Annotated in this window: 4 protein-coding genes; 1 reads left to right on the plus strand and 3 read right to left on the minus strand. The window is 69.4% G+C overall.

What is annotated here, in order from left to right:
• The 3 genes from ACFVYN_RS41040 to hemL form a co-directional block, all read right to left on the minus strand.
• Positions 1 to 996, minus strand: a 996-nt coding sequence (locus ACFVYN_RS41040; RefSeq protein ID WP_390007952.1) for a hypothetical protein, incomplete at its 3' end; no start/stop codon positions are given.
• Positions 997 to 1207: 211 nt separating this feature from the next.
• Positions 1208 to 1897, minus strand: coding sequence for a histidine phosphatase family protein (locus ACFVYN_RS41045; protein WP_390007954.1), 690 nt, complete (start codon positions 1895 to 1897; stop codon positions 1208 to 1210).
• Entirely contained in the window at positions 1894 to 3213 is a 1320-nt protein-coding gene (gene hemL / locus ACFVYN_RS41050; RefSeq protein WP_390007957.1) for a glutamate-1-semialdehyde 2,1-aminomutase, read from the minus strand. Before hemL ends, ACFVYN_RS41045 begins: the two co-directional genes overlap by 4 nt.
• 303 nt (positions 3214 to 3516) lie before the next feature.
• On the opposite strand from hemL, the gene ACFVYN_RS41055 reads away from it, so the two are divergent.
• Positions 3517 to 4164 carry a hypothetical protein gene (locus ACFVYN_RS41055; RefSeq protein ID WP_390007958.1) on the plus strand — a complete coding sequence of 216 codons (648 nt, stop codon included), beginning with the start codon at positions 3517 to 3519 and terminating at the stop codon, positions 4162 to 4164.
• The last annotated feature ends 74 nt before the right edge of the window (positions 4165 to 4238 follow it).

Here is a 4238-nt window from a genome sequence, read left to right on the forward strand (position 1 = left end):
GGCGCGGTTGGTCTCGTAGGCCCGCTGGAAGCCGGCGATGTAGGCCCCGGCGGACTGCTCGCGCCAGGCCGGGTAGTTGTGGGCGGGCGCGTTGGTCGAGTTGACCGACTGGTTGGCGAGCATGTTGTAGTCCATGGACAGGACCTCGAAGCCGCGGCCGGGGAAAGGTATCGCCTGGAGCGGCAGGTCCCAGATGCCGTTCTTCTTCTCGGGCCAGACCTGGCGGCCGCCGGGCGAGGAGGCGTCGTAGCGCCAGCCGAGCTCGCGGGCGGTGGGCAGCAGGTTGTCCTGGCCGAGGAGGCAGGGGGTGCGGCCGCCGACGAGTTCCTTGTCGTAGTCGAAGGGCAGCGCGGGCAGGTCGGTCCAGCCGGTGTTGGTGCGCCACTGCTTGACGAAGGATTTCGCCTGCTCGATCTCGCTCTTCCACTGCTGCGGCGTCCAGTTGCCGACGGTGCCGTAGCCGGAGCAGAAGTGGCCGTTGAAGTGGGTGCCGATCTCGTGCCCCTCGAGCCAGGCCCGGCGGACGTTGGTGAGGGTCGCCTTGACGTGCGCGTCGGTGAGGTAGCCGATGTCGGAGGCGCCGCGGGGGTTGTTCGGGGGGTCGTAGAGTCGCTTCTTCGACTCGGGGAGCAGATACAGCCCGGAGAGGAAGAAGGTCATGTGCGCGTCGTGCTTCCGGGCGAGGTCGAGGAAGCGCGGGAAGAGGCCGTTGCCGACCTCGCCGGCGCCGTCCCAGGAGAAGACGACGAACTGCGGCGGGGTCTGGCCGGGCTCCAGCGGCACCGGCTTGCCGGGCTGGTGGGGCTGCTTGCCGGTGAAGGAGGTGGAGCCGTCGCCGATGGGGCGGGCCGTGGGGGTGGGGCTCTTGCTCGGGGCGGGCCCCGAGGTGTGGCGCACCCCGTCCGACCCGGTGAGGTTTCCGCACCCCGAGAGCCCCACGGCGGCCGCGGCGCCCGCACCGAGCCCTATTGCTCCCCTTCGACTGAGAGTGGGCATGTTTCCCCGATTCGTCACGTTCTCCGGTGGTCACCCAGTCAGAGGAGACGAGGAGGGGAAAGGTTCCGGCACTATTTCCGGATTCGGTAACAGCAACGCGCCCCGAAGGGGCGCGGGGCCGTATCACTATGCGGCCCCGCCGCGCGGGCGCGCCCAGCCACGACGGACCCGCAGCTCCCCACGGCCTTCATGCCCGGTTTCCTGCGGAGCGCTACGCCCCGAACCCCTTGCTCCCGCCCTTCACCGGCTTCGCACCCGCCCGGAGATGGACCGGCACGAGATCGATCGCGGGCTCGCTGTAGCCGACGGAGACGATCCTGTCGCCCTGGTAGGTGAAGGACGTGAGGGAGGCGAGCGTGCACTGCCGCTTGCGCGGGTCATGCCACAGCCGCCGCTTCTCGACGTAGGACCGCACGATCCAGATCGGCAGCTGGTGGCTGACCAGTACCGCCTCATGACCGCGCGCCCGGTCCCTGGCCGCGTCCAGCGCGCCCTTCATCCGGACGACCTGGTCGATGTACGGCTCTCCCCAGGACGGCTTCATGGGGTTGACGAGGTACTTCCAGTTCTCCGGGTTCTTCAGCGCCCCGTCGCCCACGCCGAAGGTCTTGCCCTGGAAGACGTTCTCGGCCTCGATGAGCCGCTCGTCGGTCGCGATGTCGAGGCTGTGCGCCTTGGCGATCGGTGTGGCGGTCTCCTGCGCCCGCTCCAGCGGGGAGGCGCAGACGTGGGTGACGTCCCGGGAGGCCAGGTGCTCGGCGACCCGGTCGGCCATCTGCCGCCCGAGCTCGGAGAGGTGGTAGCCCTCGAGACGGCCGTAGAGGACGCCGTCGGGGTTTTCGACCTCGCCGTGCCGCATGAGGTGGACGACGGTGATGTCGCTGATGGTCGGGGTGCTCATGCTGCCGTGGCCTCCGCCGCCGCTCGGGCCGCCGCCGGAAGGGCGTCGGCGATCCGCTGAACCGCCTGCTCGTCGTGGGCCGTGGAGACGAACCACGACTCGAAGGAGGAAGGCGGCAGGTAGACGCCGTTCTCCAGAAGGGAGTGGAAGAACGCCGTGAACCGGAAGGACTCCTGCGCCTTGGCGTCCTCGTAGCTGCGCACCGGCCGGTCGGTGAAGAACACCGAGAACATGTTGGAGGCGCTCTGCACGGTGTGTGCGACGCCTTCCTTGGTGAGCGCCTCGGAGACCAGCGACCGGATCTGCCCGGAGACGGCGTCGATCTTGACGTAGGCCGCGTCGTCGAGCAGCCGCAGCTGGGCGAGGCCGGCGGCGGTGGCGACGGGGTTCCCGGAGAGGGTGCCGGCCTGGTAGACGGGTCCGGCGGGGGCGAGGTGGGCCATGACATCGGCACGGCCCCCGAATGCGGCGGCGGGGAAACCGCCACCCATGACCTTCCCGAAGGTCAGCAGATCGGGCCGGACGCCGTCGATGCCGTACCAGCCGCTGCGGCTGGTACGGAACCCGGTCATGACCTCGTCGGAGATGTAGAGGGCGCCGTTCTGCGCGCAGGCGTCCTTCAGCCCCTGGTTGAACCCGGGCAGCGGCGGCACGACGCCCATGTTGCCGGGCGAGGCCTCGGTGATCACACAGGCGATCTCGCCGGGGTGCCGGTGGAACGCCTCGTGGACGGCCTCGAGATCGTTGTACGGCAGCACGATCGTGTCGGCGGCCTGGGCACCGGTGACACCCGGGGTGTCGGGGAGCGCGAAGGTGGCCACACCGCTGCCCGCCGCGGCCAGCAGCGAGTCGACGTGACCGTGGTAACACCCGGCGAACTTGATGACCTTGGTGCGCCGGGTGAAGCCGCGGGCGAGCCGGATCGCGGACATGGTGGCCTCGGTCCCGCTGGAGACGAGCCGCACCTGGTCGACGGGCTCGACCCTGGCCACGATCTCCTCGGCGAGCGCGACCTCGCCCTCCCCCGGGGTACCGAAGGAGGTGCCCTTGGACACCGCCTCCTGGACGGCGGCGATGACTTCGGGGTGCGAGTGCCCGAGGATCATGGGGCCCCAGGAGCAGACGAGGTCGACGTACTCGCGTCCGTCGGCGTCCGTCAGGTAGGGGCCGGTGCCGGACACCATGAAGCGGGGGGTACCGCCCACGGCACGGAAGGCGCGGACCGGGGAGTTCACGCCGCCGGGCGTGACGGCGGACGCGCGGTCGAACAGGGCCTGCGAGACAGGCGCATCGTACGAATAGGGCAATTCACTCATGTCTTGCGACTACTCCGACCTTTTCCGGTGGGTTCGGCTTTCTCGGACTCCGTTGCCGGTGACTACCTCAGGGTAGGCCAGCCCTCGGAACGCCCCGGCGCCCCACGATCTGCGAAACTGGATGCAGATACACACAGCTCACGGGGACGACGGCACGGAGCCGTTCGTTCGGTGGCTGCGAAGATCCTGCGGACAGGTGTTTCAACGCACGTTTCGGCGGGCGGCCGTGGGGGAGGTCACTGACACGATGATCGGGTTGCGCGGCGGGGGTCGCGCGTCCTAAAAAAGCAGTCGGGTGGAGATATGCATCGCGGTGGCGGACTGGGCGAGGGGACCGATGACCTGGGTCCTCGACGTGCCCGGCGGGGAAGGCACCGGCGCGAGGCGGAGGAAGCGGCCGAGACACGTCAGGGACGCGCTGCCTCGGGCACCCCGGATGAGTCGGAACGCGACGAGCGACGTATCGAACGTCGGATCGATCCGTTGAGGGCGGGAAGCAGGAATGGTGGTCGGGTGGGGGTGACGTACAAGTACTTCGGCGCGCCCGACGGCGCGACCGCGGCCCGCGTCCCGATCTCGATGCGCCCCGAGGAACTCGGCGGCGACGAGCTCGGCATGAACGGCATGTTCACCAAGATCAAGCCGGAGACCATGGCGGCGATGGTCCTCACCGGCATCGAGGGCGTCCCCCTGAACAAGGTCCCCCCGCTCGAACTGGTCGTCCTGCACCCCGACTACGCGGTGGTCAAGCTCCCCATGACGGTCGTGGACCCGCTGCGCGGCATAGGCGAGGAAGCGGTCGGCGCGGCGGCGTTCATCTGGTCGACGGTCCCGGACCGGGGCGGCCCACGGGACGCGTTCAACGTCTACCAACTGCTGCACGAGTGGCAGGACTTCAGCCACCGGTTGCATGAGGCGGGGCATCAGCCTTATTGCCTTGTCTGGCCGTGACCTGGAGTTTTGGTGGCAGCGGGCGGGGTCTTCGGGCCTCGCCCTTTTTGGTGCCGGAGGGGGCCGTCAGGCGG

Origin of the sequence: Streptomyces sp. NPDC058307, assembly GCF_042880295.1 — a bacterium.
Taxonomy (GTDB): Bacteria; Actinomycetota; Actinomycetes; order Streptomycetales; family Streptomycetaceae; genus Streptomyces.